The sequence below is a fragment of the Campylobacter concisus genome (assembly GCF_015230015.1).
In the GTDB taxonomy this organism is placed as follows: domain Bacteria; phylum Campylobacterota; class Campylobacteria; order Campylobacterales; family Campylobacteraceae; genus Campylobacter_A; species Campylobacter_A concisus_AF.
In genome coordinates this window covers 19,035-44,084 of the sequence record NZ_JAAKZC010000018.1, presented here as the reverse complement: position 1 = coordinate 44,084, position 25,050 = coordinate 19,035, and the positions used below count along the sequence as shown (strand labels likewise).

Sequence of the window (25,050 nt, the reverse complement as noted above, 5' to 3'; positions counted from 1 at the left end):
ATATATAACAAGTTGGCTTTTTATAATTTCCGCACAAGCTCACATGGCTTTTGATGTCTTAGTAAAATTTTAAAATTTTTACAAAAAACATGCTAAAATTACTGCAAGCTTAAAAATTTGCTACATAAAATTTTATTTTGCTACAAACATTAAGCTATATTTTATGAAAGGTGACTGCAATATAATATTGTAGAAACATCGTAGTTTAGGTATTTATGGTGTCACGGGGGAGACTTGAACTCCCGACCTCCGGCTTATGAGATAAATTTTTAAATATCGCTTAAGGCCTTGCTACATCGCCATTACAAACAACTTTTCCCAATAAGCACTAGCCAAGTGTCCCACTTTTGTTCCACTATAAATCCATGGTACATCTAAAAAACCGCAATGGAGTTTATTACTACCGAAGCGTCATCGCACCAAACGCAAGAAAAGTCTTAAAGTGCTCAAGAGAGCTATCTTTCTCCTTGGGGACTTATTCCTTATTAAAAGCCAGAAAATCTGCTAGAATTTATGATAGATATATCTATCTCATAACAAAGGCAGTTGATATGAAGCTAAATCAGGGAATTATAGATTCGTTAGTCGATAGCTTTATGCAGGCAAAGATCGATAAGAGCATAAAAGAGCATTCACTTTATGATAAAAAGATAGATATTGACTTTGCAGATGCGCTAAATAAGCATTTTAAAGAGGCTTTAAAAGATAATACCTTTCCTGATTTACTTAATAAAAGTAATGAGACTTTAAATAGCATGGCTAAAATTTTATCTAATAGTCTAGATAAAGCCATAAACCAAGATGATAAAGCAAGCATAGCTCAAACCCTGCTTGAAAAACATATATTGTCCCTAAACTACCTAATATCAAAGCTTGACAAGAGCGCAAACCTTGTGTCTAAAAGACTTAAATTCTTAAGCAAACAAGATGGAAGTTATATCTTTGAGCCAAATGATATAGAGAGTTTTCAAGATAATATCAACGCTCTAGATGAAGCGAATGGGCTACCTCTTAAAAAAGAAGATGTTAAAAGTCTAGCTAAAAATTTCTCACATGCCATAATGGCAACTGCCGAGCAACAATACGGACTTAACACTCCTCTTAAGTTAGTAAAAATAAAAGGTGATGATAGAAGTGTAGAACAGATACTAACTAGTGATAGCCATCTAATAGGCAAGCGCATAAAAGTGGGAGATAGTAGCTTTGCTGTGGGCAGCTTAAATGATGAGGCAGTCCAAGAATACGAGATAGTGCCATGCTCTACTAGTCAAAGAAAGGTAGAGAGTAGGGAGATCATCACACTAAAAACAGCATTTGAAAATTTTACGGCTAACACTAGCGTTAGCCAAAAGTGGTCAAGTAGCACTATGGACCTGGTAAATATTGTAGGCAATATATTATTTAAATTTTTTCATCCAAGCAAGGATATCACAACCATATCACGAGATGATCTACTTAAATTTAGAAATACTTTAGTCCTCATACCAACCAAGCTAAACCAAAAAGCCAAATATAAAGACAAAAGCTTAGAGCAGATAATACGCATAGGCAAAAATGATGCCAAATTATCACAAGTAACCATACAAAAATATATGATAAGAGTAGTGCAGTTCTTTAAGTATTGCTATAACAGTGACTACATAAGTAAGAGCATCGTAAATGACCTAAACGTAAAAGTAGAGATAAATCCAATGGAGCGCAAGGTGCTACCTTATAGCAAGGAAGAGGCTAATGCTATCTTTAAAATAGTCCAAAATTTTAAAGAGACCAACAAGTCGCCAAGCAATCGCATAAGCGCAAATGATCTATACTATATAACCATGATAGCAGCATATAGTGGCATGAGGATAAACGAAATAGTTCAGCTAAGAGCACGTGATATCGTGCAACACAATAACATACTTTGCTTTAGTGTAAATAGAGATGATGGCAAGAGCACCAAAAATATAAATTCCATAAGACTTGTGCCAGTGCATAGTAAGTTAATAGAGCTTGGTCTAATGGAGTTTGTAAAACAAAGAGCTAGTGCAAATAAAAGCATCTTTAAAGTAAGCAATAAAGACTTTTCAGAAATTTTTAGATCACAAATACAACGAAAGCTAATAAGCAGCGATAAACAAAAGACTTTTTACTCGTTTAGGCACTATTTTATAGATACGCTTGTCCAACAAGAAGTAGAGCCAAATATCATAGCTCAAATAGTAGGGCACGAGAAGCAGTATAAAATTTTACTTGGAACATATGCTACAAATATAAATGCTAGTGTATTAAAGGCAAAAGTTGAAATGGTGTGCTATTAGAAATTTGGACAAGCCATCTAAATTTATATCATAATTATGCTATAATCATGTCATATTATTAAAAGGAAATAGCATATGCCTCAAATAGTACCTATAAAAGAGCTTAGAAACACAAATGAAATTTCACAGCTATGCAATAGCAAGGATGAACCAATATTTGTAACTAAAAATGGCTATGGAGACTTGGTTGTGATGAGCATAAAGACATACGATAAGCTAGTAGCCACAGCCGATATAGATAGCGCCATCGCATCATCTGAAGCCAAGATAACAGCAGATACAAAGATGCTAGAAGCAAAAGACGTTTTTGCTAGTTTAAAAGATAAGTATCTTGAGTAAGTATAAAGTTCTTATCTCACCACAAGCTTATGAAGAGCTTGAAGCAATATATAAATATATCGCACTATCTTTGCTCTCGTCAGGTGCTGCAAACTCTACGCTAGAGGCTATCAAAAACACTATCCTTAGTCTAGATGAGATGCCAAATCGTGGTGCTATTAGAAAAGTTGGCAGATATGCCAATATGGGCTATAGACAGCTATTTGTTAAAAACTATACAGTGATTTATAGGGTCAATGAAAAAGATAAGGCTGTTATAATCATTACTATTAGATATACACCAAGCGCTTTTTAGACATACAACTTCAATAATATCTTTCTAAAAATAAATATCCACCCATCCTAATACTCTCTCATCTGCGAAAATATACATAACATCACATACTATACGTTACGTCACCTACTGCATGTTACATTATGTACTATACATTACATCAAGTGCTGCATGTGACATCACATACTGAATGTTACATCATGTACTGCATATTACATCACATGCAGTATGTTACATTATGAATTTGTTTGTTATAATCCAAGAAAATTTAATGCCAGTTTCTAGTATATTTATCAACATTTTTAGTATGTTGATAAACTTATTTAGCAAGCTCGGTCCGAGCTTGCTGTAAGGTCTTAGCCAGACGGGCAAAATTTTTATTTACAAAGATACAACCTAAACAAAACTTTATCCATTAAAAATGACATTTGCCGATAAAAGGTCTAAGTTTTTGCTTAAGATAAATATTACTTTAATACATGCAAAAACCTCTCTCAAAATTTTACTCATAAAATTTCTTTCTCCCAAAATAACAATCCATACCCATAAAATGCTAAAATAGCAAGCAAAATATAAATGGCTAAATTTACAAATGCTAGAGAGCGACCTTTGAGAGTTGGCGGAGTTTTTGCGCCCAGGGTCAAACCTCACATCGTATCAATACTACGTGCCAATGCTTGGTCTTATCTTTTTGCGATACGCTCTGGGGCGAGCTACCTGAGTGTTATGATGATATAAGTATCTCGGCGTGCAGATAGAAAATTTATGAGTATGTCTATATGAGATATAGGAGTGTTGCGTAGGATATACCGCAAGTTTGTAAGCAAGCCAGTGTAAATTTACTTGGTAAAATTTACACGGCTAGCTTACTTTGGTGGCTTAAATTTATAGATTACGCATTGTAAATTTTAAGAATGCTAGCTACCCCATCTCCATCAATGCATCATCTTTTGTAAATTTACCACTCAACTCTGGCATCTCATTTACTATTATCTCTTTTAGCTCAGGATCGGTGCTTGCTATTTCAAGTAAAAGACCTAAGCTTTTGTCATTAAAGTCTCTTAGCCTGATATTTTCTTTTTGCAAGCTTTTGCTTTTACGTGCTAGAGATTGATTTTCTCTATTCTTACTCTCTATCAATGCATTTTGTTCATCTATCTTTGTTTGCTGATTAGTATGTGCTTTTACTCTATTTTTAAGAAGCATTATCTCTTTGTCTTGCTCAGCTTGAATCTCTTTTAAATCATCTAGCTCTTTTTCTAGCTGCTCTTTTTCTTTTAAGACTTCTAAGCTTTTCTTTTTATCTTCCTCTATGATCTTGTTTTGTTCTGTTACTTGCCCATCAAGAAGTTCTACCTTTTCTTTTAGCTGCTCATCAGATGTGATGGTTATGCTTTCTTGCATTTGTTCAAAAACAGAATTTCTAAGACCTACTATTAAAGCTCTTTTTTCATTTGGCTCTAACCTAAAGTACTCGTCGCCCAACAAAGGCTCTTTCTTTTGCATATACTTATTTGCTTCCGCTTCTATAAGCTTTTGAATTTTCTCTTTTAACTCTTTCTCGCTCTTATATTCACTTGCTATTTGGTGCATTTGGGTTAAATTCTTGTGTCTATTTTTACTTGACTTACCACGAAGTACCTGACCTTCAAATGCCTCTGCTCCCATATCTTGTAGCTCTTTACCAAATTTTGCTGTTTTTGACCTGCCGCTAAATCTCAAATTTGCATGTTTCTCAAAGTTGTAGTTTGTAAAAAAGATATGATAGTGCTTGGTCTTTTCGTCATTATGCTCAGCCACAAGCAGACACTTTGCGCCATACTTCGCGCAGTATGCATTTACAAATCTCATAACTCTATCCATGCATATGTTTTCATTTATAAATTTTGACTCTTCGTCGTTTAGCCCTTCTTTTGGCTCCTTTTCTCTGTCTGTACCAAATGTGATGATGACTTCACAAAAACTAGCCATATCTTTGCGCCAAGCTCTACGTATAACTATATCTTTACCTTGTCGTTTTTGTGTGTAGGATTGCTTGCCATAGTCTTCTTTAAAGCTATCCTGAAAGCCTTTAAGTAAATTCTTTACAAAAGCCATATTATGCAGCTCATCATCTTTGCCGTTAGCATCTCTCATATTGCCATTGCCATTAAACTCGCTTAGGAGCTTGTAGTGATTAATAGTGGCTGGGGTTTTGTTAAGATACTTTATATGCTCAGTCTGATTTTTCTCACGGCACGCATGTGCAAATCTACCTATGGCTCTACCATATGTTAAAAAACCTGACCTCACATTTATGACTAGGCTGTGATCATTTACTATATATGCATTAGCCATGGTAAATCACCTCACCATTTGAACTTTCTCTCGTGCTAGCAGTGCTAGTTACTATTAATGAAAATTTTTTCATTTTCTTCCTTTTTAAAATGTCTTTATAGTAATTACACCAATTTTGGAAAAAATCTGCGCTAGAAATGCAAATTTTCGTAAAAAGTTTATTTTTTAGAAAGAAAAGTTAAAAATATTAAAATGATAGAGGTTAAAATTGCGTATTTAAAGGAGTTTTAGATAAAAAGATTATCCGCCCCAGATGAGGCGGATGAGAGATTATTTTTTAGTAGGAGGATACATCTTCCAGCTGCTATCTACCTTCCAGTCTATTGGGTGGCAAGACATACAAGTATTTAGCTTTTGCGGATGATGCACGGCATGGCATGACTGACACTGAAGCATCTCATTGTCTTTATTGTGAGTGCCTTCATGTGGGTTAGATAGGCCGTAGTGTGCGGTCTTTTTCCTGATATCAGCTATCTTGTGACAGCTGGTGCACTGCTCGTTAGTAAAGCCTCTTTGTTTTGTTGGTGTCTCAAAGTCGCCAGTTGCATACATCCTGACCTCGTTTAGCTGCTCACCTATAGTTGGAGTGTGGCAGTCGTGGCATGTTACATTTGCATCTTTATGCTTTTTAGCTAGCAAATTTCCTTTTGTATAAGAGTCGTACTCTGGCTGCATGTTATGACACAAGATACAAAATTCAGCCTTGTGGCTAGCAGCCTCTATTTGGTGAAACGCTATAAAGCCCACGATAGCGGCTACTATTAGTCCTATTATCGTATATTTTTTTCTATTGCTCATGCTTGTACTCCTTTTGCGTTTGCCGCAGCCTGATAGCCTGCTAAGCGTCCGTAGCATAGGCATGTTCCGTGGCTAGTGCCGGCTAAAACTACTGGATAATCTCCCAAAAAGCGTCCGCCCATAACGTTACCGCAGGCATAAAGTCCAGAAATTTCGTTATAGTCGGTATCCAGCACGTTTGCAGTGCTTGGCTCAACGGTAAAGCCACCCATTACGACCAGGCTCGCACCTACTCCCATTTTGCCAGCATAAAACGGCGCATGGCGGACTGGAAACATCCTCTTAGCGGTCTTGCCAAAGTCATCATCATGGCCTTTGTCGCATAGCTCGTTGTAGCGTTTTATGGTCGCCAAAAACTGTGTTTGCGCCTTTTTGTTATCAGGGTAGAGCTTACTAGCAAGCTCTTCAATGGTGTTTGCTTTTATGACATCAGGCATCTCTTCAATATCTTTTACCGATATATATGATGTTTTGCCTATCGCCCACTGGCAGTCAGGTGGAAGCTTTGGATTATCTTCTACACAGTGGTTTACACTGCCGTGTGATACGCCCATGAGGCCGACTTGCTCTGGAAATTTAGAGTCAAATACTTGCCAGCCAAAGCCTCCTGGTTGGCGAGAGAGCGGCTGAGTGACTTGCTGACCGCTTAGATCTTCATTTGTAAAGCGCTCTCCCTTTGCATTTGTTAGTAAAAACGCATCAACGCCAAGCGGTCCGCCAAGCGTGTGAGCGACTGGTGCGTGCGGTCCGTCTTCTAGCTTTGCACCTATCCATGAGCCAAGTTTGTGTCCGTCTCCCGTGTTGGTCGGATTGTTTTTGTAGTCTCTGTTTGGAAACGGACAGAAGAAATTTGCCACCCACGGCACAAATGTCTTTACCATCTCAGGGTCATTCATATAATCGCCCGTAGCAAGTATCACCGACTTAGCATTTATCTTAATATATGAGCCATCAGCCATATTTTGCGCGATCGCTCCTTGCATTTTGCCAGTTGTTTTGTCGCGAAGTAGCTTTTTCGCACGAGTTTTAAAGATATACTTTGCGCCTTGTTTTATAGACTTTTCATAAACTAGCTCCATCATCGGCTCTTGACTAGGTAAAAAGGACATAACAGTTGGATAGCTTGGGCTGTTTTCCTTACTTGGGTCGTATCCGGCCGGGAGTGGATAGTGCATAAGCATCAAATTTATCTTACTTCTATCAAGCTGCGTATCGGTCTCTTTCATAAAATGCACCGCAGGAGCAAGCTCTATCATCCAGTCAAAGTCCTCGCCGCTGTGATCCGCCCAGTAGTTCCACACTCGCTGATCGGCGCGGTAGCCCATCTGTTTTAAGTGTTCATTTATGGCCGCATTCTTGTCATATTTGATACCAAGCTCTCTTTGAAATTTATTGCCTAGAGTGCCGTACTGACCGCTTCTAACCTGAAAGCGACCGGCTTTTTCTAGGACGATAACCCTTGCGCCTTTTTCGGTAGCAGCGCGCGCAGCGTGAAGCCCTGAAACGCCAGCACCGATGATAAGCACGTCGGTTTCAAGCGTCTCTTTTATATCTTTGTCTGAAATTTCAGGCTCGACACCTAGCCATTTTGGCACATCAGGTGCTTTTGTGGTCTCCTTTTCTGGATGGATGAGGTGGTTATTTGGGTTATCACAGCCTGTTAGCAGCGCTGATCCTGCTGCAACTGAGCCAAGTGTGAGTGCGCCACTACGTTTTAAAAACGAGCGACGTGATAGTTCGTTATTTTCTACCATTTTATACTCCTTGTTTCAAATTTATTTCAATATATCAAAGTCATAAGACACTCTTAGCCAAAGCTCTTCATCTCTTGTCTTGCCGTTAGAGCTGCCGTTTGTATATTTTAGCTTTCTATCTAATGTTTCATAGATAGCTGATAGTTTTAGACCCTTAACCGCAGGGACTTTGTAAGTTACTTGCACGTCCCAGCCCTTTACGTCGATTCTAGTTCCTGGTGCTTGACCATGAAGGCCGCCTGAGCGAACGTTGCTACCATTGTGCTGTTTGCCATACCAGTAGTCAGCATCCACTCTAAGACCCTCGGCGCCTACATTGCTAAGGTCGTAGCCTGCGCTAAATTTATGTAAATTCATACCAGCAAAATTCATAAATAAAAACGGACCATAGATTGGAGTGGCCGTAAATGAGCCAACGTCGTTTCCTATGCCTTGAAGCGACATCTGGTTTTTACTAACGGTTGAGTATGCGTATCTAAAATCAGCGCCATAAGCATTATAAAGCCCTATCATACCTGCATAGTAATCGCCGTTAAAGTCGAAATTCTCTTTTAAAGTACCGTTTGTTCTTGAGCCTTTATACATAAAGTCTATGCCAACGATCGCGTTTTCAAAAAGCGTAGGCGTTTTGTAACCAGCTGCTGCGAAGTAGAAATTTATATCGCCTTTTGAGTTGGCTGCGTCATCATACTCGATGCCTGAGACATTTGCGTAGCCAGCCGTGAGCGAGACGCCAGGGATGCCGCTATATGTTACAAACGAGTTAAAGATATTGTCAAATTTATAGCCGTAAGGTCCAAAGCCGCCGATGATAACCCTATCTTTAAACCTTGGCGCACCGTGATCTCCACCAGTTACTGCGCTTGATCTACCTGCAAATTTCCAAAAGTCAGCTAGGCCGATAACGGTATTTATACTATCAAGCTTTATCCTAGCGCTCACGCCCTCAAATGCCTCTTTGTAGCCCACGTCCGTGTTTGTTGCCACAAGCGGCGGCACTAGGCCTGTGTATTTTGAGTTGTAGTACTGGCGGCCGAATTTAAAGTCGATGTAGTCATTCTCATATCCTAAGTAGGCCTCTGAAAGTGCTACACCTTCGCTATTCCAGTCATAGGCAAAATACTCTTTTGCAGCCTTTGACGGAGCAAAATTTACTAAGCCCTGAGCCGTAAGACCAAGCTTAAAGCCATAGTAAGAGCCAGTTAAGAACCTAAGCTCAGCACCTAAACCACCGATGTGCTCGCGAATTTTATTTGTTCTGCTAGCTGGTGGAAAGTACTCGGTCGAGTCCATATCGTAGTATGAAAATAAGGTCGCACCCATAGTGCTTGCCTGCAAAGCCTCTTCCAAGCTCTCGCTCGCGCTTATACAGGTCGCCATAGCCATAAGCGCAGCCAAACTAAGAGCAAATTTACTCTTGCTTGTAGTTAAAAAAGATGTTTTCACTCTAAACTCCTTAAATTTATTTTTTAGGCATTTAATAATGCCTACTTTTTAAGCTTGGCTTATCGCATCATCACTTGCGATCATGCCACGCTATGTAAAATTTACCTTTCAGTTTTTTGCCATTTGGTGATATGTCTAGAATAACCACGCCCTTTTAAAACACAAAGCCACTGTGTTTTATGGCATCCCCCTTGGATCAATGAGTGCAATCATAACACGCAGGCTCACGAAAAACGGTAAGATTTTGGTAACATTAACTAAAAAAATATTTTTAGTTTCAAAATTTAAAATTTGATATAATCACCACTATGATAGAAGTTTTACTTATAGAAGACGACCTTGAACTAGCCGAGCTTTTAAAATATGCACTTGCAAAAAGCGAGATAAGCGTAGCCATAGTCACAAACCCGCTTGAGGGACTTAGAATTTTAAATGAGAAAAATACCTTTGATGCATTGGTGCTTGATCTTGGCTTGCCTGATATGGACGGCCTTGAGGTGTGCAAGCAGGTAAGGCATAGCTACCCATCGCTACCTATCATCATCTCATCGGCTCGCAGTGAAACGCTAGATAAGATAAAGGGCTTTGAGCTTGGGGCGGACGACTACATGGCAAAGCCCTATGAGCCAATAGAGCTTGCATTTAGGCTAAGGGCGATACTTCGCCGAGGGATACAAGCCGGCAATGACTCCAAAACCTTTTGCGTAGATAAACAAAGACGCACTATATTAAAAAATGGAGAAGCCATAGCGCTTACAAAGGCAGAATTTGACATCTTTATCTACCTTTATGAAAAAGAGGGGATAGTCGTATCAAGAGAGGATATTTTGTTAAATTTAGGTCAGGCTAAATTTCAAAGCGGGCTAAAAAGTATCGACGTAGCCATAGGGCGCTTGCGCCAAAAGATAGGCGACGACCCTAAAAATCCACACTTCATCCACCCCGTACGCGGTATAGGGTATAAATTTATCAATGCGTAATATATCTATCATCAAACTCATATCTTTTTTCTTTTTTGCCGCACTCATTACGGTAAATTTGGCATTTTTTATCGAATCAAAAAAGCAGATTAGAGACGCAGAGTATCATACTTATGAGCGCTTTATGCTTGGTATGCGTATACGAGGGCAAGCAGAGGGCGACACAGCTAAGCAGCTAGCGCAAATAGGTCTTAAAAGTAGCGAGCTTGATCCTATTAAGATCAGGCAAGGCGGAGAGAAAATTTATAGCGACTCGTATGCTGATATGATAAGGTATAACAAAAAGTTTTATTTTGTGCCTAGATTTTCTTCTATAGATCCAAAAATGTTTTCGCGCATTATGGATGCGGCAGGGCTTAATATATCAAGCAAAGATGACATAGCAAAAAACGATGTGCCTTTAGAAAATTTAGAAGAAATTTCTTCAAATGGCATTTGGGTGCTTTGGCTCGTAGTAAATATAGTAATGGTCGCATTTTTTATAGTCGTTTTGAAAAAACTGCTAAGGCTTAGAAATTTAAAAAATATGATAAGAAGAGCAGGCGAGGAGGATAAATTTAGGCTGATAAATGTAGAGGCAAATGACGAAATAGGCCAAATCGCTAGCGAATTTAACACGACTATGCAAAAGATAGACGCCATAAAACAGGCTAGGGCGCTCTTTTTACGCAATATCTTGCACGAATTTCGCAACCCGATAATGAAAGGGCGGATCATGGCGGATATGATCGCTGAAATTTTACAAGACGATAAGGCGGGAGATAGGTTAAAACAAATTTTTATAAGGCTAGAGATGATACTGGGCGAGGTTGTCAAGGTCGAAAAACTAGTATCGAGCGAGTGGGAGCTTAAAAAGAACAAACACCGAGTCATAGACATCGTAGATCACTCGGTAGATATGCTTTTGCTAAAAGATACAAGCCGCATAGATGTGCTAGCAGATGGCGATATAAGCGCTGTTGAGGTTGATTTTGAGCTTTATGCGACAGGAGTTAAAAATTTGATCGATAATGCCTTAAAATATTCAACCGACAAAGTGGTTGTAAGCATAGATAAAAGTGCGCTCTGTATAAGTAGCGTAGGAGACGAGCTTGAGCCAGAAAGGCTTGAGTTTGATAGGGCATTTAACAGAAGAGTAGAAACTTCAAATTCTGGACTTGGACTTGGGCTTTACATAGCAAATCAAATTTTTAAAAAGCACGGCCATGCCCTAAAATACAAACACGAAGATGGTAAAAATATTTTTATGATATGTTTTGTATAAAAAAGATAGTTATGTTGAAACTTTGAGCTTTCAGGTTGCCCCAAAAGCTCAAATAAATTTATTTCACTAATTCGTAGCTATGTTCTTTTGTACCGTCAAGTAGATTTAAGACTTTGTAGCCTTTGTCACTTAGAATTTGAGCTAGTTTAGCGCTACGGTTGCCGCTGTAGCAGTGTGTGACGATAGTTTTGTCTTTGTTTGCTTCAAGCACATCTTTGTAGTTATCCACTGGCTCGCCATCAGGTATGTTAATAGCGCCTTTCATATGTCCAGCGTCATAGTCTTTTTTCTCTCTAACATCGATGATTAGAACGTTTGGATCGTTTGCGATCTTCTTAAATTCCTCTGCGTTTATGCTGCCAAATTTAACTAGATCGTAATTAAATTCTTTCACACCCTCAGCATTGCTGAGCTTGTTAAAGCCCTTTGACTTTAGTATATCTAGTGCCTTGCCGCTACGATTGCCGCTGTTGCAGTAAAGTACGATGTTTTTATCTTTGTAGCCGTTAATCTCATCTAGTCTAGCCTCGATCTCTTCAAGAGGGATGTTTATAGCGTGTTTTAAGTGGCCAGCGTTATACTCCTCCGCTTTTCTCACGTCGATGACCAGATAGTCCTCTTTTTTCTTGTTATCAGCTTGTATCGCAGCTAGTTCAGCGCCCTTAAATTTAGCGTCCGCTGGCGCTTTTGTATCGCTGCAAGCCGTGAGAAAACCAAGTGCAAAAAACACAACTATACCTTTAGCTATTTTACTTTTGACGAACATTTTGTCTCCTTTTGTTTTGATAAAATTTCACTATTTATTTTGCGTAAATTTGCCAAAATCCACCCACTATCGCCTCTTTTATCTCACCCTCACTACCATTTGCTATGCGGCCTCTATATGAGACCTCGGCTGGGCTTTGAGCCTGCCAAATTTGATCAAACCACTCTAAAAATTTCGCCGTGTCATATCGCACAGGAAGCGCCTCGATGTAAATTTCACCCAGCCTAGTGCGATATATCGCCTCTTTGCTTGGCGTAATGGCTATGCGAGTTATGAGCCCATAAAGCTCGCTGGCAAAATTTGGCATGCCAGCCGCACCATTATTTATCACTACGCCGTTTTCGAGCGCTATGGCGGCAGGGGCGCAGGTATGCGTGCAGGCTAGCACATCAAATTTATGCTTTTTAAACCATAAATTTAACTCATCTTGCCTGACTTTTTGAGCCAAATTTTCACGAGAGCAGCCCCAGCCAGCTAGAAATTTCTCATCTCCGTGTGTGATAGCGACATTTGCGCCGCCAACGCTTACTAGCTCGCATTTGGCGCGCTTTTTAAAAATTTCTATAAACTGCTTGCACTCCTCATTTACAAGGCGGCTTAAGCGAGCGTGGATCAAATTTGAGCGATTTATGGTGCCAGTGTCGGTGCATGAGGGATAAAAGCAGCCACAACCATTTTGACCACTTGTTAGCTCAAATTCGACGTTGCCATTTATCGCCGTAAGACCTCGTTTTTCTATCTCACGCTCTATCTGGCAAAAGCTATTTGCCTCAGCATCAAACCAGTGTATATCGCCGTTAAAAACGACATCGGCACTCTCGGCGTCCGCCATAGTTAAAATTTCTTTTAGTGCAAAGACATTGCCGTAAAGCCCGCCTACGACATACAAGCAGCTGCTTTGAAATTTTGGCCCCAGTGGGAAATTTAGCGCATAGCTAAGCGGGCAAGAGCTCATTTTTTATCTTTACACCCACAAAACATCCCAGGCAGCGCATAGGCAAGCGTGCAAGCGATGAGTCCATATAAATTTATGCCCAAAAGCATTGCGTATTTGCCGCTACCGATAGCTAAAAACTCAGGGAAAATTTTTGCATCAAATGCAAACGCAATGCCCAAAAATATGCCTAGCCAAAAGCTAAGATGAAATCCAAGCTTTGTTGGACTCACAAAGCCGTGCAACAAAAATACCGGTGCTAGGCCGATCACCATCGTGCCACTAATCGTCGTGGCCTTTAAGATATCGGTGCCAACAATCATCGGTAAATTTCCAAAAATGGCAAAAAGTATCATCGAGATGATGCCGATTTTTATGGAAATTTTGGCGACGTCTTTGTTTAGCATCGCTGGGATATCGTAGCCAACTAGCTTTGAAAGGCTTGCAAAGGTCGAGTCCAGCGTCGATCCAGCAGCTGCGATCATGACGGCTGTCATCAGGATAGTTGAGCCAATCCCCATTGTTTTAGCTAACTCAGCTGGGATGTTGCCCTTTGCGGCGATGCCCTCAATCGAGCCGTAGATGCCGATAAAGCTAAAGATGACGATGGCTATAAAACCTAAAATACCAGAGATCACAAAGCTTTTTAGCATAGTTTTTTCTTCGCAGATGAAGCCTCGATCAGTTAAAACAGGGTCGTGAAAAGGGTAGCTAACTAGCTGCAAAACAGCGACTAAAAGCAGATCCACGCCGCCGCCTAAGCTCCAACTGCCAGTACTTACTAGCTCGCCCACACCGTGCTTTGGCAAGATAGTCACGATGACCCAGAGCGTAGCGATGATGAAAACTAAAGCCTGAATGACGTCTGTCACGATAGAGCCTCTAAGTCCGCCGCGAACCGAATAAACAAGCGTAAAAAGCGTAAAGAGCGATGCTGCGACGATAAATGGCATGCTGCCGCTATCTCCGTAGTATCCGCCAACGACTGCGGTGTTGCTCCAAACTTCGTTAAAAAGCCTAACCAAGATCGCCACGCAAAATGCGATGCTAGCAGCTGCGCCGTAGTTGCTAGTTAAAAACTGCACGAGTCCGGTTGCGCCAAATTTTCGCCTTAGGCGGTAGATGACGATGCCGGCTATTGGTATGCAAAGCCAGTATGTTGCGTAAGCTACGCCGCCTACGATACCATAGCTAGCACCTAAATTTGCAGCGTTTGTGACTGATTTTGCAAATATCCAGCTGATAAAAATGCTAGTCGTTAGCAAAAATGGCGACACCTTTACGCCGCCTTCATCCTCTCCCTTAAAAAACGAGCCGATACTGCGCGCTTTTGGTGAAAAAGCGTACATTATCACGCCGTAAACGATCAAAAAGCCCCAAAAAAAGAGCGACTGATACTCTTGCATTAACTCTCCTTAAACTCTAAAATTTGATCCAAAGCTCTCATGCTATCGCTTATAGCGCAGGGGCAAATTTTCGCAAAAAGCCCTTTTTGCACTATCGCTTCAAGCTCGTCTGGCTTGCTTAGATCATACCCCAAGACCTCTTTGCAGATGCTAGATTTTTGCGTTTTAAAATATATCTCTTTAAAGCGCGCCAAATTTGCATTGTATTTTTCTTTATCATCGCCGTAAGCAAGCCCCAAAACTAGCACTGCCGCTAGATATGCGCCGCATACCGAGCCCTCCTGCATGCCGCCTAAGAGCCCAAAGCCAAGCTTTATAAGCTGCGCCTCGTTTGCACCTAGGTGCTGTGCGTAGCGTGCTAATATCATCTGCGCGCAGTTTTGCTCGGCAAATTTTTGCGCTATCTCTTCATTACTCATCATTTTTTATCCTTTAAATTTAGGCTAGCGCGCCGCAGCAGCTTGACCCAGCCCCTGCCGTGCAGGCGTAGCAGTAGTCGCGAAAGACGATCTGCCTACCAAGCTCGCCGCTTTTAGCTAGCTCAAATATATCCTTTGCACCGTGCGCTTTAAGCCCCTGCATCTGGTTAAAATCGCAATCATAAAGGGCTCCGTCATATCCCACTGAAATTTGCGCTCTACACATGATATTTTGTGCGGCGTTTGGGTTAAAATTTGCTTCTAAAAGCTGCATATAAGGCTCAAATTTACCACTTTTTTCAAGCGATCTTCTAAAACGTCCGATCGGCACATTCGTTATCGTAAAAAGATGATCAAATTCCACACCAAAAGCACTTTTTAGCTCTCTTTTGTAGTCCGCTTCAAGCCCCGCTTGATCGCCCGGCAAAAACGCACCGCCCGGGTTATAGACTAAATTTAGCACTAAATTTCCGCCCTTGCCGTATCCTAGTGCATTTAGCCTCTTTAGAGCTTCTATGGAGCCCTCAAACACGCCTCGTCCACGCATGCCATCGACGTTTTCTTCGGTGTAGCAAGGCAGGCTAGCGACTAGCTCCACGCCGTGATCTGCGTAAAATTTAGGTAGATCCTCGTAGCCATTTTCAAGCAGTATTGTTAAATTTGTTCGCACGATGATGTGAGGTATGATCTTTGCGGCCTCATCTATAAACCAGCGAAAGTGTGCGTTCATCTCAGGTGCGCCGCCAGTGACATCAAGCGTGCTAAATTTATGCGCGCTAATCGCTTCTAAAACAGCCTGCAAAGTCTCCTTACTCATCGTCTCCGTGCGCCTTGGCCCAGCCTCGACATGGCAGTGTGAACAGGCGAGGTTGCATATCTTGCCTAGATTTACTTGTATCGTTGAAATTTTATCAGTATGCCTGATCTGCGGTGCTATGCGCTCTGTGAAGTTCATTTTCTATTCCTTTTGTAAAATTTTAAACTGAGTACATTTTTTAGATAAGCGGTATTTGGCGCTTCGTTTACGCCACTCATTACCGTGGCGAAGTGTTTTATGTTTTGCACGCCGTTTTTGGCGAAATTTCCGCAGCAAGTGGCGCAGTAAGTATAAAGATTTGGCAAATTTTTATCCTTGACAGCCTGCGGATATCCTGCGGCGATTTGCGGTTCGCTACTTTTTGCCAGACCGCCAAGCCCACAGCAGTTTACATCCTTAAAACTATCTTTGAAATTTGGCACATACTTTTTAAAGGTCTCAAAGATAGGCTTATGTATGCGCTCAGGGCAGGGGTAAAAGATGTGCGCCTCCTCTGTGATCTCGTGGTTTAGGCCAAGCTCCTCAAATTTCTCGTATATGGTCTTTATCTTGACATCCACCTTATCTTTTAAAAAGTGGTAGCAGTTTGGACAGGCCAAAATAAGCGTCTCTACGCCCTTTGCGGCAAAGAGCTCGTTTAGATGCGCCTTTGTCTTGTCAAAATTTGCATTTGCTTCAAAAAGTGGCTTGCCGCAGCAGTCTATGCTAAAATCAACCCCTAATGGCTCTAAAATTTCGATGATTTTTCTCGTGGTTTTAGGCAAAAAGCCTGGGAAATTGCAGCCAAAAAACATTAGCTCGCGGCTCTTTTTGGGCGAGTTGTTAGCGTAAAGATAGGGCGATTTTAAGAAATTTAGGTAGCGAAAGGGCTTTTTTATCTGCTCTCTGTGCTTTAGCGCGATCTCGTTGCCGCTGATGTCTTTGGGGCAGACTTTGTAGCACTCATCGCACAAAAAACAGCTAAATGCGAGATCTTTTCGCTTTGAAAAATCAAGCAAATTTATATTGTATTTGGTCAAAAACTCGCAGTGTTTAGTGCATGCTCCGCACTCTATGCAAAGCTCTGGCGGGTTTTTAATAACTTTTAGTTGTGATTTCATATTTTAAATTTCGATTTTTTTATTATTACTAGTGTATATGATCTTAGCCATTTTTTGAAAAATTATATAAAATTTCTTCATCTGTTCTTTCATCGTTGAAGTTGATGGAGTAACAAAAACTAATACTAAAATCATTGATAAATTTCTCAAATAAGAAAGGTCTTAATAGTCTTGTTTTATCAGAGTTAAAATCAGATCTATGCCGCCCATCTGGATTTCTTCTTATGCCTTTACAATATATTTTGTCTGGGTTCTCTGAGTCACTAATACTCAGTGATCTTATGAGTGCTTGTCGCTCTATATTTGTTAAATTTTCAGGAATGCATAAAGGAATATCTCGTGATAGTTTCTCTGTAAATTGCCTAATTATGTCTCTTAAATTTTGACTATATTCTATTCTAAAATATAATATAAATTCTTTTTTATCGTTAATTAATAGCGATGCCGAATTAGCTTCTATTTCATAATCTCGTGAAAGATCTTTAGCATCCATGAAGTGGAGCTTAACTAAAGCGTAATTGCTTTCTCTTTTTTCTAAACCAACAAATCGCTTTACGAGGACTATATAGTCTATGCTTTTATATTTAAACAAAAAACTACAAATTGTCCATTGTTTCAAAACCATATCGTCTTTTAGCTGTTTTATATTTTTAAGCATTACTATTCTCCTTTATATATTTTAATAACTTTTTGCGATCTCATCAGCGCTAGCCCCATTTCTAAATTTATACTGCAAAATTTGCATTTTTATGAGCGTTTTTATGACACCCTCGCGCCTAAATTTACGCGCACTCGTGATTATATTTTGAGCTAGCTGGCAAAATTTCACACCAGATCTTTTTAGCTTTATGCTTAGCTTATAATCCTCCATAATAGCTAAATTTTCAAAGCCACCAAGTGCGTTAAAAAGGCCTTTTCGTATAAAAATCCCCTGATCTCCAAAGGCGATATTTCTAAACTTTACGCGTAAATTTGAACCAAGTGCGATCAAATTTAAAAGCACCCCGTCCTCATCAAATTTAAACCTAAAACAGCCTGCCTCACAGCGATCAAGCGCCCTCTGGGCAGCCAAAATCGCCCCCTCATCGCAAAATGCACTATCAGCGTGCAAAAAGAGAAGCTTCTCAAATTTAGCTACGCTCGCCCCAGCGTCTAGCTGAGCACCCCTGCCTTTTTTGCAAGGTAAAATTTTAAATCTCTCAGGCGTGAAAATTTTGCTCAAATTTAGCGCTAAATCAAAATTTTTGCCCTCATAGAAATTTGGCTCGCTAGCATCAGCAAATATCACTTCAAATTCACCTTTTTGAGCTGCCAAAAGAGCACAAAAACGCTCCAAATTTTCGCATGGCTCGTTATAGATCGGAGTTATTACCGAGATCGCCACGACTTGCTCTTATCTTTTTTGCGCCCCAGCTAGAAAGTACCACAAGCACTACCATCAAAATGCAGGCGATGATAAAGCCGTTTGAGCGCATATCAAGGGCTTTTTCGCCCAAATTTACCATTATAAAAGTTGCTGGCACGATGCCTACAAAGGTCGCCACCACGTACTCACGCAGGCTCACGTTCATTACGCCACATGCGTAGTTTAGGACGTTATACGGCACAAGCGGCATTAGCCGAAGGATCAAAATCAGGCTAAATTTACCGCCAGGCTCGCCAAGTGTTTTTAAAATTTTGCTCTTTGAGTTTTGCGTGAAGTCACTAACGGCGCGAAATCCCAAAAATCTTGCGATATAAAACATCAAAACCGAGTTTATCATCGCGCCTATTATGGTGTATAAACTGCCGGCAAATAGCCCAAATGCCGCACCTGCAACGACTGCTAGGATAGGCACTGGAAATAAAAATATCGGCAAGATAGCAAAGCATAGGACATAGATCATTGGAGCAAATAGTACATGCTCGCCGATGAGCTCACGAAGCTCGCTAACGCCGATCTTTTGCATTAAAAATGCAGCTACGATTATGATTGCAGCGATGATAGCAAATTTAAGCAGCCTTGTTTGCTTCAAGCTGCGCCTTTTTCGCCTTTTTATCATCTAAAATTTTCTTTGCGACGTAGGCTACGATCGAGAAGGCAAATAGTATGGTAAGACCCACAAATAAAATTTTGCCACCGCCCATCAAACTGCCGCCAAAATACGAATATACAATGGTCGCAGGAAGCTGGCCGATACCAGTCGCCCAGAAAAATCCCCAAAATCTCATCGATGTAAGCCCTGCTGCGTAGCTTACTAGGTCAAAGCTCACAAATGGCAGCAAACGGCAGACGATGATCGTGTGCTTGCCAAATCTGCTAAAAAACTCATCAGTCGCTGCAAGCGCCTTTTTGCCAGTTAGCTTTTCAACGACGTCGCGACCTAAAATACGTGCTATGTAAAAGCAAAGCGCAGCGCCCACCATAGCCGAGCTCCACGATAGCACAGCGCCCCAGACCCAGCCAAATATCATCGCATTTGAAAGTGTGATGAGAAACGCAGGCACTGGTGCCATGATGCTTTGAAGCACCATCAAAAAAAAGCTCACGCAAGCTGCCGTAGTCTTGTCAAAGCTTTGCAAATAAGCATAGACTTCGTTTAGGTCAAATTTGCTAAGCATCACGACTGAGTCGGTGATCTGTTTGTTTACCGCAGGGATAAAAAAGTATGCCAGCGCGACTATCGCGACGGCGACTAGGAGAAAAATTTGGGATTTTTTCATCTAAATTCCTTAAAATATTGTTGTAAATTCGACAAAAACTTGTCGCTAAGATAGGCTTTTATCTTGTTAAAAGTGTATTCGTTTTTAATGGCTCTAGCACCGTTATACTCGACAAATGCCATAGCGCACCAGCTTGTTCCTCGCAGGCAAGTCATCGTAAAATACTCTCTAAATTTTCGCCTATTTACCATTTTTTTCGAGTAGTTTTCATATAAATTTATAAATTTTTCTATCTCATCAGCACTAAATATCACGTCCGTCTTCCAAAATGTGGTCGTTGGTACGCTAAAATGCGCTAGATCTTGCTCACGCTCGCCAATTATCGGCTTTTCCCAGTCTATGATGTATGAGCTCTCTTTGCCGATGATGAAATTTGCAGAGTTTAGCTCGGTATTTATGATGCAAGGCTCCTCTATCTCGCGCTCAAGGTCAAATTTCTCTGCCGTTTTTAAGAAAAATTCGATCATCTCAGCGGTTTTTGGCTGGGCTAAATTTGAGTTTAGATAGACGTTAGCCATATTTTTGCACTCTTCAAACATCGCTTTTAATGGCTGTTGAGCAGTAATTAGGCTGTGATTTGACGGGATATTGACTGAGTGCACGCTAGCTAGCAAGCTCGCCGCCGTCTCAAGATCGCTCTCGTATCTTAGCGCGCGCCCTTTTAAAAACTCCATACTCATCGCCCCTCGCGGTAAAAGCGGGCTTGGCTCGTAGTACTCTAACGGTGTTGGCGTGACCTTTGAGCTTTGTAAAATTTTAAGCGCATCAAATTCATATTTTATTTGATTTTCAAGCGCCATTTGCGACTTTGTATTTATGCGAAATACCTTTTGACCACCTTTGCGAAATTTGTAGTTTATGTTGTATTCGCCGCTAGCAAGGGGTTTTATAGCGCTTGGTCGCACGCCCAAGACGTAAGCAAAAATGTCCTCTTTTGTGTCGATGTCGCGAAGCGGTTTAAATTTGACGTAGCTTAAATTTAGCTCTTCAAATTTAGCGCAAACCCCTTCGCATACGCTATCGCGCAAAGAGTAGTCGCTTGAGAAAATTTCATCTCTTAGGCTCGCACTTCTTAGAGCGATCGCACAGTATCCGCCATCAAGCGTTGGGGCGATAGCAGCATCGTTTTTGCTAAGTGCTTTAAAATAGCTATTAAAGCCTTTGACGGTGAAATTTACAATGTCACTGCCAATTAGTAAAATTTGTTCAAATCCAAGCGTTTTTATATGTTTAAATGCTTTAAGCATTCGCTCACTTAGTGAGCCCTCACTTTGGGCAATAAATTCATACTCAGCGCCTAAAATTTGCTCTAAATTTTTAGCCTTATCGCTTGGCGTAAAAAAGATGAAAATTTTGACGTTTTTTAGTTTTTGAAGCTTGGTGTTTATATCTTTTAGTAAAAATTTATGCAAATTTGCTGCTTGCTGTGGCGTCAAAAAGTCAAGCAGTCTGGTTTTGGTCTTACCAGCGATCGGAGCTCTGGTAAAAAGTATCAGCGCTTTTTTCAAATTTTGTCCCTAAAGAGGGTAAATTTAAATAAAAAAAAGATATTTAGAAAGGTTAAAATTCCCAAAAATAGGTATTTTACTTGAGATAGAGTTAAAATTTCTAAATAGCTCTCTTTGATGAGATAAAAGAGCAGCTCTTGCTTACCAAGCCAAAGTGTGACTAAAAAGAGCAAACTTTGGCTAAAAACTAGCGTAAAAACAGCCATATGCTTTTGAAAGAGCCCATAAAGTAGCCCCACCACGAAAGATCCAGCCACTATATAGCGGTTGTGCACGCGCATCTCGAGCCAAACTGATAGCGAGACTAAAAGCGCCGCGCTAAGCCCTAAAAGCAAAGCGCAAAATGCGTAGTATAGGGCTCTAAGGGCGTGCATCAGTTTGCAACCCTAAAGCTGATCGCTACAAATGTGCCATCAGGCGGTAAAACGTCTTTGTTGCCGTGAAATACGACTTCGCCGCGTTTTTCAACTGCGCCGTGAGTGTAGGTGTGGTTTGAGATGATGCCGACTGAGCAGCTATCTAGGCACGCGATGCAGCCGGTATTAAAGCTCTTTGCGGTCGCTTCGTTGCCGCCAAAACGCATGTCGATTGGTTTGCCGTTGCTATCTGTGATGACTTCGTTGATGTCGTAGCTTTTTGGTGCGCCGTTCCATGTCACTTCGATCTTGATCTTATCACCTTCAACGTGTGTTTCAGGACCATTTTTTAGGGTCATGTTGTTGCCTGGTTTGGCGCCTATTTTTTTCATAGCTTGATAGAAGTCGTTTTGGTTTGCAAGTGCGATAAACACAGGCTTATCGCCAAATCTTCCATCTTTGAAAACGACTGCGTGGCGAGTATTTTCAGTGAAATACTTACCATTTACCTTGGCTAAAACAGTGATAGTTTTGGCGCTTTCATCTACCACCATCGGATTTTGAGCGCTTACTACGCCAACTTGATCGTCGCTAGCTTGAATGCTTGCGGTAAAAAACAGACTAAAAATAGCCATAAAAATAGCTTTTTTAAACATATTAGTGCCTTTCTGTGAAGAAAATTTGAAATTTGATTTACGAAAACTTTAGAGAATTTGTAAATGTTGCAGGCGAACCTCGCCTAAAAAATATTTTTTAATTATATTTTGTTTAAAATAAAAAATTGTTTAAATGACACTTTGTTCATAATGCGCAAAAATTAGTATTTTTCATTGTTTTAGAAGTGTAAATGAGATATAATTTTGGAATTTTTAAGAGACTGTCCCACTTTTGTAACTAAGTGTTCCACTCTTAAAGGAAATTTTAAAGAAAGGGAAAGAACAAAAGCATCACTGCTAGTGCCTAAAATAGTGTGTTATGGTGTCACGGGGGAGACTTGAACTCCCGACCTCCGGCTTATGAGGATTTTTTATATGAGCTCACAAAAGCCTGAAATACGCACTTTAGACGATTTTTTACTTAGTCATTACGTAAAACTGTTCCATTTTTGACCGGTTGACTATTAAATATGGGACAACACTTAAGGGAGCGAAACGGCATATACTATTATAGAGCCACACTTGCTCCAAGCATCAGAAAATTTTTTAACGAAAAGCGAGAAATTTGCTTCTCCACATCCACTAATCTCTTGGAAAAAGCCAGAAAAAGGGCTAAAATTCTAGACAACAATCTTTACTTGATAAAAAGGGCGGTTCACATGAATCTTGGTGATAGCATAATCCAATCTTTTGTAAATTCGTTTATGAAAGTAAAGCTTAGTAAGAGCATCAAAGAGCACTCTCTTCTTAATAAGAAGATGGATGTAGAATTTCTAAATGCGCTCAATGACTACTTTAAACAAAGTTTGATAGATGGCAGTCTGCCTCAAATTTTAATTAAGGATATAAGTAATATCACTAACACTGCTGGCGCTCTTGGTAGCAAGGATAAAGAGAACATAGGGCAAACTCTTTTAGAGAAAAACATACTAACACTTAACTATCTTGTATCAAAGCTTGAGAAGAGCAGTGTGCTCTTTGATGACAAGCGTGAGCACTGTTTCCTTGAAGATGGCTCTAATGATACTAAAGCCACGCCTAGTTCGTTTGATGCTAAGGATATAGATTCTTTTCAAGAAAATATAAAAGAGCTTGAAGATAGTGGTTGTTTGCCCATTACTGATGGGCAGCTTAAGGCTATGGCTCAGAGGATTAGCGAGACGGTTTATGCCATACTAGATCAAAAGTATGGCTCAACTTCAAATTTAAAGCTAGTAAGGACAAAGAATAGCCATAGAAGCATGGAAGATATCATAATGGATCCAAATCCACCAAAAAATATCAAGATAAAATTAGATGACGATAGTAGCTTTAGTATTTTTAATCCTAGCGCCAAAATAACCAAAGAGTATGAGATCAGGCAAGTACTGCAAGCGACATCTGGCTCTAGCAATCAATTCTCAGCTTTAAATTTAGAAGATCAAAAGAGCTTAAAGGATGCATTCGAGATATTTGAGACAAACACTAAAAGAGCTGACAAGTGGTCGCCAGATACGCAAAGATTAGTTACTGGCGTACAAAAGCTCTTATTTTTATACTTTAACGAAGATACGCCAGTTTATAGGATCACGAGAGATAACTTGCTTGAATTTAGAGATCTTCTTTATAAAATTCCAACCAAGCTAGCTCAAAAGAGTAGGTATAAAGATAAAAGTTTATCTCAGATACTTAAGCTAGGAGAAAAGGACGATAAACTCTCTGAGCCTACTATCCAAAAATATATGATAAGGGTTATTCAGTTTTTTAACTACTGCTTTGATAGTGGCTATATAGGTAAAAGCATAACTGCAAAAATGAACGTCAAGATAGACATAGACCCTAGCGAAAGGGCAGTGCTTCCATACGAAGCATCAGAAGCTAGAAAGATCTTTGAGATAGTAACTAGTATCAAACGAAGTAGTAAATCACCAAGTTCAAGGATAGAGGCTAGTGAGCTTTACTATGTCACAATGATAGCTGCTTATAGTGGCATGAGGATAAAAGAGATCACACAGCTTCATAAGGAAGATATAGTCTTAAAAGATGGAATTTACTGCTTTAACATAAACACAAATGATGGTAAAACTACCAAGACCAAAAACAGCATTAGGTTTGTGCCTATCCATAGTAAGCTCATAGATCTAGGCCTGCTAGAATATGTTAATAGTAAGAAAAGCGGAAATATATTTAAGGTAAGCAATAAGGACTTCTCTGAAATTTTTAGAAGCCAGATCCAAAGAAAGTTTATAGACAAAGACTCTAAAAAGACATTCTATTCTTTTAGGCACTACTTTATAGACTATCTAGTGCAACGTGAAGTCGAAGCAAATCTTATAGCCCAGATAGTAGGACATGAAAAGCAGTATAAAATTTTGCTAAACACTTATGCCAAGCCTATTAACGCTAATACACTCAAAGCTAAAGTAGAGATGGTATCGTATGATAATGAATAGGAGTAAATTTCAAAGCATAAACTTTTAAGACTATCTTTATATCTTATTTAGTATTATTTTAGGTATTAAATAAAGGATAAAAATGCAAACCATACAAGCAAATTTCACAGCTAGCATAAGCGAGCTAAAAAAGTCTCCAGCTCAAATTTTAAAACAAGCTGGAGATAATGTCGTAGCTATACTAAACCACAATGTCCCTAGTGCATATCTAGTACCTAGTGCTGTCTATGAAAAAATGATAGAAATAATAGAAGAGTATCATCTAAACAAAGCAGTAGACGCTGCTCTAGTAAGTGGTGAAAAGCCAGTAAAAGTAAGTCTAGATGAGCTATGAGTTAGAGTTCTTACCAAGTGCTTTAAAAGAGTGGCAAAAGCTTGACAATAGCATAAAAGTGCAGTTTAAAAAGAAGCTAAGTGAGCGTCTAGAAAACCCAAAGGTTGCAAAGGACAAGCTATGAGGC

General features: G+C 40.0%; 25 protein-coding genes. 8 read left to right on the top strand and 17 right to left on the bottom strand.

Annotated features, from left to right (window positions below; translation table 11 throughout):
* The first annotated feature begins 551 nt into the window (after positions 1-551).
* From G6W42_RS09005 to G6W42_RS08995, 3 genes are all read left to right on the top strand, one after another.
* Entirely contained in the window at positions 552-2,300 is a 1,749-nt protein-coding gene (locus G6W42_RS09005) for a site-specific integrase (RefSeq protein ID WP_194173735.1), read from the top strand.
* A gap of 75 nt (positions 2,301-2,375) precedes the next feature.
* Positions 2,376-2,639 (top strand): type II toxin-antitoxin system prevent-host-death family antitoxin, encoded by a 264-nt coding sequence (locus tag G6W42_RS09000; RefSeq protein WP_021086499.1) that lies wholly within the window; start codon positions 2,376-2,378, stop codon positions 2,637-2,639.
* Positions 2,632-2,934: a type II toxin-antitoxin system RelE/ParE family toxin gene (locus G6W42_RS08995; RefSeq protein WP_148819733.1), complete on the top strand. Its 303-nt coding sequence runs from the start codon at positions 2,632-2,634 to the stop codon at positions 2,932-2,934. The genes G6W42_RS09000 and G6W42_RS08995 overlap by 8 nt, the downstream gene beginning before the upstream one ends.
* A 900-nt stretch (positions 2,935-3,834) precedes the next feature.
* Here the strand turns inward: G6W42_RS08995 and G6W42_RS08990 are convergent.
* The 4 genes from G6W42_RS08990 to G6W42_RS08975 all read right to left on the bottom strand — a co-directional run bounded on the left by G6W42_RS08990 (position 3,835) and on the right by G6W42_RS08975 (position 9,248).
* Positions 3,835-5,250 (bottom strand): hypothetical protein, encoded by a 1,416-nt coding sequence (locus G6W42_RS08990; protein WP_194173734.1) that lies wholly within the window; start codon positions 5,248-5,250, stop codon positions 3,835-3,837.
* Positions 5,251-5,520: 270 nt separating this feature from the next.
* Positions 5,521-6,048, bottom strand: a complete 528-nt coding sequence (locus G6W42_RS08985; protein ID WP_107785770.1) for a cytochrome c3 family protein — start codon at positions 6,046-6,048, stop codon at positions 5,521-5,523.
* Complete coding sequence (locus G6W42_RS08980; RefSeq protein ID WP_194173733.1) at positions 6,045-7,802, bottom strand: FAD-dependent oxidoreductase; 1,758 nt, start codon at positions 7,800-7,802, stop codon at positions 6,045-6,047. Before G6W42_RS08980 ends, G6W42_RS08985 begins: the two co-directional genes overlap by 4 nt.
* A gap of 21 nt (positions 7,803-7,823) precedes the next feature.
* Positions 7,824-9,248: a metalloid reductase RarA gene (locus tag G6W42_RS08975; RefSeq protein ID WP_194173732.1), complete on the bottom strand. Its 1,425-nt coding sequence runs from the start codon at positions 9,246-9,248 to the stop codon at positions 7,824-7,826.
* A gap of 308 nt (positions 9,249-9,556) precedes the next feature.
* Between G6W42_RS08975 and G6W42_RS08970 the strand changes: the two genes are divergently transcribed.
* Both G6W42_RS08970 and G6W42_RS08965 read left to right on the top strand, forming a co-directional pair.
* Positions 9,557-10,228: a response regulator transcription factor gene (locus G6W42_RS08970; protein WP_219810282.1), complete on the top strand. Its 672-nt coding sequence runs from the start codon at positions 9,557-9,559 to the stop codon at positions 10,226-10,228.
* Positions 10,221-11,492: an ArsS family sensor histidine kinase gene (locus G6W42_RS08965; protein WP_194173731.1), complete on the top strand. Its 1,272-nt coding sequence runs from the start codon at positions 10,221-10,223 to the stop codon at positions 11,490-11,492. Before G6W42_RS08970 ends, G6W42_RS08965 begins: the two co-directional genes overlap by 8 nt.
* A 58-nt stretch (positions 11,493-11,550) precedes the next feature.
* On the opposite strand, the gene G6W42_RS08960 is transcribed toward G6W42_RS08965, so the two are convergent.
* The 13 genes from G6W42_RS08960 to G6W42_RS08900 are packed head-to-tail and all read right to left on the bottom strand — an operon-like array spanning position 11,551 to position 22,157.
* Positions 11,551-12,258, bottom strand: coding sequence for a rhodanese-like domain-containing protein (locus G6W42_RS08960; RefSeq protein ID WP_194173730.1), 708 nt, complete (start codon positions 12,256-12,258; stop codon positions 11,551-11,553).
* Positions 12,259-12,292: 34 nt separating this feature from the next.
* Complete coding sequence (locus G6W42_RS08955; protein ID WP_194173729.1) at positions 12,293-13,213, bottom strand: metallophosphoesterase family protein; 921 nt, start codon at positions 13,211-13,213, stop codon at positions 12,293-12,295.
* Positions 13,210-14,598, bottom strand: a complete 1,389-nt coding sequence (locus G6W42_RS08950) for a sodium:solute symporter family transporter (RefSeq protein ID WP_194173728.1) — start codon at positions 14,596-14,598, stop codon at positions 13,210-13,212. Before G6W42_RS08950 ends, G6W42_RS08955 begins: the two co-directional genes overlap by 4 nt.
* Positions 14,598-15,020 (bottom strand): C-GCAxxG-C-C family protein, encoded by a 423-nt coding sequence (locus G6W42_RS08945; protein WP_194173727.1) that lies wholly within the window; start codon positions 15,018-15,020, stop codon positions 14,598-14,600. The genes G6W42_RS08950 and G6W42_RS08945 overlap by 1 nt, the downstream gene beginning before the upstream one ends.
* A gap of 16 nt (positions 15,021-15,036) precedes the next feature.
* Complete coding sequence (arsS, locus tag G6W42_RS08940; RefSeq protein WP_194173726.1) at positions 15,037-15,972, bottom strand: arsenosugar biosynthesis radical SAM (seleno)protein ArsS; 936 nt, start codon at positions 15,970-15,972, stop codon at positions 15,037-15,039.
* A complete protein-coding gene (locus tag G6W42_RS08935) occupies positions 15,969-16,934 on the bottom strand; it encodes a heterodisulfide reductase-related iron-sulfur binding cluster (RefSeq protein WP_194173725.1) in 966 nt (321 codons plus the stop codon). The genes arsS and G6W42_RS08935 overlap by 4 nt, the downstream gene beginning before the upstream one ends.
* 43 nt (positions 16,935-16,977) lie before the next feature.
* A complete protein-coding gene (locus G6W42_RS08930) occupies positions 16,978-17,592 on the bottom strand; it encodes a DUF6037 family protein (RefSeq protein WP_194173724.1) in 615 nt (204 codons plus the stop codon).
* Between the two features lie 21 nt (positions 17,593-17,613).
* Positions 17,614-18,318 carry a TIGR04283 family arsenosugar biosynthesis glycosyltransferase gene (locus G6W42_RS08925; protein ID WP_194173723.1) on the bottom strand — a complete coding sequence of 235 codons (705 nt, stop codon included), beginning with the start codon at positions 18,316-18,318 and terminating at the stop codon, positions 17,614-17,616.
* Positions 18,287-18,949 carry a TVP38/TMEM64 family protein gene (locus tag G6W42_RS08920; RefSeq protein WP_194173722.1) on the bottom strand — a complete coding sequence of 221 codons (663 nt, stop codon included), beginning with the start codon at positions 18,947-18,949 and terminating at the stop codon, positions 18,287-18,289. The genes G6W42_RS08925 and G6W42_RS08920 overlap by 32 nt, the downstream gene beginning before the upstream one ends.
* Positions 18,927-19,637 carry a TVP38/TMEM64 family protein gene (locus G6W42_RS08915; protein ID WP_021084972.1) on the bottom strand — a complete coding sequence of 237 codons (711 nt, stop codon included), beginning with the start codon at positions 19,635-19,637 and terminating at the stop codon, positions 18,927-18,929. Before G6W42_RS08915 ends, G6W42_RS08920 begins: the two co-directional genes overlap by 23 nt.
* Complete coding sequence (locus tag G6W42_RS08910) at positions 19,634-21,145, bottom strand: TIGR04282 family arsenosugar biosynthesis glycosyltransferase (protein WP_194173721.1); 1,512 nt, start codon at positions 21,143-21,145, stop codon at positions 19,634-19,636. Before G6W42_RS08910 ends, G6W42_RS08915 begins: the two co-directional genes overlap by 4 nt.
* Complete coding sequence (locus G6W42_RS08905) at positions 21,142-21,519, bottom strand: hypothetical protein (RefSeq protein WP_194173720.1); 378 nt, start codon at positions 21,517-21,519, stop codon at positions 21,142-21,144. The genes G6W42_RS08910 and G6W42_RS08905 overlap by 4 nt, the downstream gene beginning before the upstream one ends.
* Positions 21,519-22,157 carry a YdjY domain-containing protein gene (locus G6W42_RS08900; RefSeq protein WP_194173719.1) on the bottom strand — a complete coding sequence of 213 codons (639 nt, stop codon included), beginning with the start codon at positions 22,155-22,157 and terminating at the stop codon, positions 21,519-21,521. The genes G6W42_RS08905 and G6W42_RS08900 overlap by 1 nt, the downstream gene beginning before the upstream one ends.
* 659 nt (positions 22,158-22,816) lie before the next feature.
* On the opposite strand from G6W42_RS08900, the gene G6W42_RS08895 reads away from it, so the two are divergent.
* The 3 genes from G6W42_RS08895 to G6W42_RS10920 all read left to right on the top strand — a co-directional run bounded on the left by G6W42_RS08895 (position 22,817) and on the right by G6W42_RS10920 (position 25,047).
* A complete protein-coding gene (locus G6W42_RS08895; protein WP_194173718.1) occupies positions 22,817-24,589 on the top strand; it encodes a site-specific integrase in 1,773 nt (590 codons plus the stop codon).
* Between the two features lie 82 nt (positions 24,590-24,671).
* On the top strand, positions 24,672-24,923 hold the full coding sequence (locus G6W42_RS08890) for a type II toxin-antitoxin system Phd/YefM family antitoxin (protein WP_103609401.1): 252 nt from the start codon (positions 24,672-24,674) through the stop codon (positions 24,921-24,923).
* The gene (locus G6W42_RS10920) at positions 24,913-25,047 is read left to right on the top strand and encodes a type II toxin-antitoxin system RelE family toxin (RefSeq protein ID WP_430640622.1); all 135 of its coding nucleotides are present in this window, start codon (positions 24,913-24,915) and stop codon (positions 25,045-25,047) included. The genes G6W42_RS08890 and G6W42_RS10920 overlap by 11 nt, the downstream gene beginning before the upstream one ends.
* Positions 25,048-25,050: the final 3 nt, after the last annotated feature.

Coding starts and splice junctions, on each gene's coding strand:
- G6W42_RS09005 (WP_194173735.1), top strand. CDS start 552: ATGAAGCTAAATCAGGGAATTATAGATTCGTTAGTCGATAGCTTTATG.
- G6W42_RS09000 (WP_021086499.1), top strand. CDS start 2,376: ATGCCTCAAATAGTACCTATAAAAGAGCTTAGAAACACAAATGAAATT.
- G6W42_RS08990 (WP_194173734.1), bottom strand. CDS start 5,250: ATGGCTAATGCATATATAGTAAATGATCACAGCCTAGTCATAAATGTG.
- G6W42_RS08985 (WP_107785770.1), bottom strand. CDS start 6,048: ATGAGCAATAGAAAAAAATATACGATAATAGGACTAATAGTAGCCGCT.
- G6W42_RS08980 (WP_194173733.1), bottom strand. CDS start 7,802: ATGGTAGAAAATAACGAACTATCACGTCGCTCGTTTTTAAAACGTAGT.
- G6W42_RS08970 (WP_219810282.1), top strand. CDS start 9,557: ATGATAGAAGTTTTACTTATAGAAGACGACCTTGAACTAGCCGAGCTT.
- G6W42_RS08965 (WP_194173731.1), top strand. CDS start 10,221: ATGCGTAATATATCTATCATCAAACTCATATCTTTTTTCTTTTTTGCC.
- G6W42_RS08960 (WP_194173730.1), bottom strand. CDS start 12,258: ATGTTCGTCAAAAGTAAAATAGCTAAAGGTATAGTTGTGTTTTTTGCA.
- G6W42_RS08955 (WP_194173729.1), bottom strand. CDS start 13,213: ATGAGCTCTTGCCCGCTTAGCTATGCGCTAAATTTCCCACTGGGGCCA.
- G6W42_RS08950 (WP_194173728.1), bottom strand. CDS start 14,598: ATGCAAGAGTATCAGTCGCTCTTTTTTTGGGGCTTTTTGATCGTTTAC.
- G6W42_RS08945 (WP_194173727.1), bottom strand. CDS start 15,020: ATGATGAGTAATGAAGAGATAGCGCAAAAATTTGCCGAGCAAAACTGC.
- arsS (WP_194173726.1), bottom strand. CDS start 15,972: ATGAACTTCACAGAGCGCATAGCACCGCAGATCAGGCATACTGATAAA.
- G6W42_RS08935 (WP_194173725.1), bottom strand. CDS start 16,934: ATGAAATCACAACTAAAAGTTATTAAAAACCCGCCAGAGCTTTGCATA.
- G6W42_RS08930 (WP_194173724.1), bottom strand. CDS start 17,592: ATGCTTAAAAATATAAAACAGCTAAAAGACGATATGGTTTTGAAACAA.
- G6W42_RS08915 (WP_021084972.1), bottom strand. CDS start 19,637: ATGAAAAAATCCCAAATTTTTCTCCTAGTCGCCGTCGCGATAGTCGCG.
- G6W42_RS08905 (WP_194173720.1), bottom strand. CDS start 21,519: ATGCACGCCCTTAGAGCCCTATACTACGCATTTTGCGCTTTGCTTTTA.
- G6W42_RS08900 (WP_194173719.1), bottom strand. CDS start 22,157: ATGTTTAAAAAAGCTATTTTTATGGCTATTTTTAGTCTGTTTTTTACC.
- G6W42_RS08895 (WP_194173718.1), top strand. CDS start 22,817: ATGAATCTTGGTGATAGCATAATCCAATCTTTTGTAAATTCGTTTATG.
- G6W42_RS08890 (WP_103609401.1), top strand. CDS start 24,672: ATGCAAACCATACAAGCAAATTTCACAGCTAGCATAAGCGAGCTAAAA.
- G6W42_RS10920 (WP_430640622.1), top strand. CDS start 24,913: ATGAGCTATGAGTTAGAGTTCTTACCAAGTGCTTTAAAAGAGTGGCAA.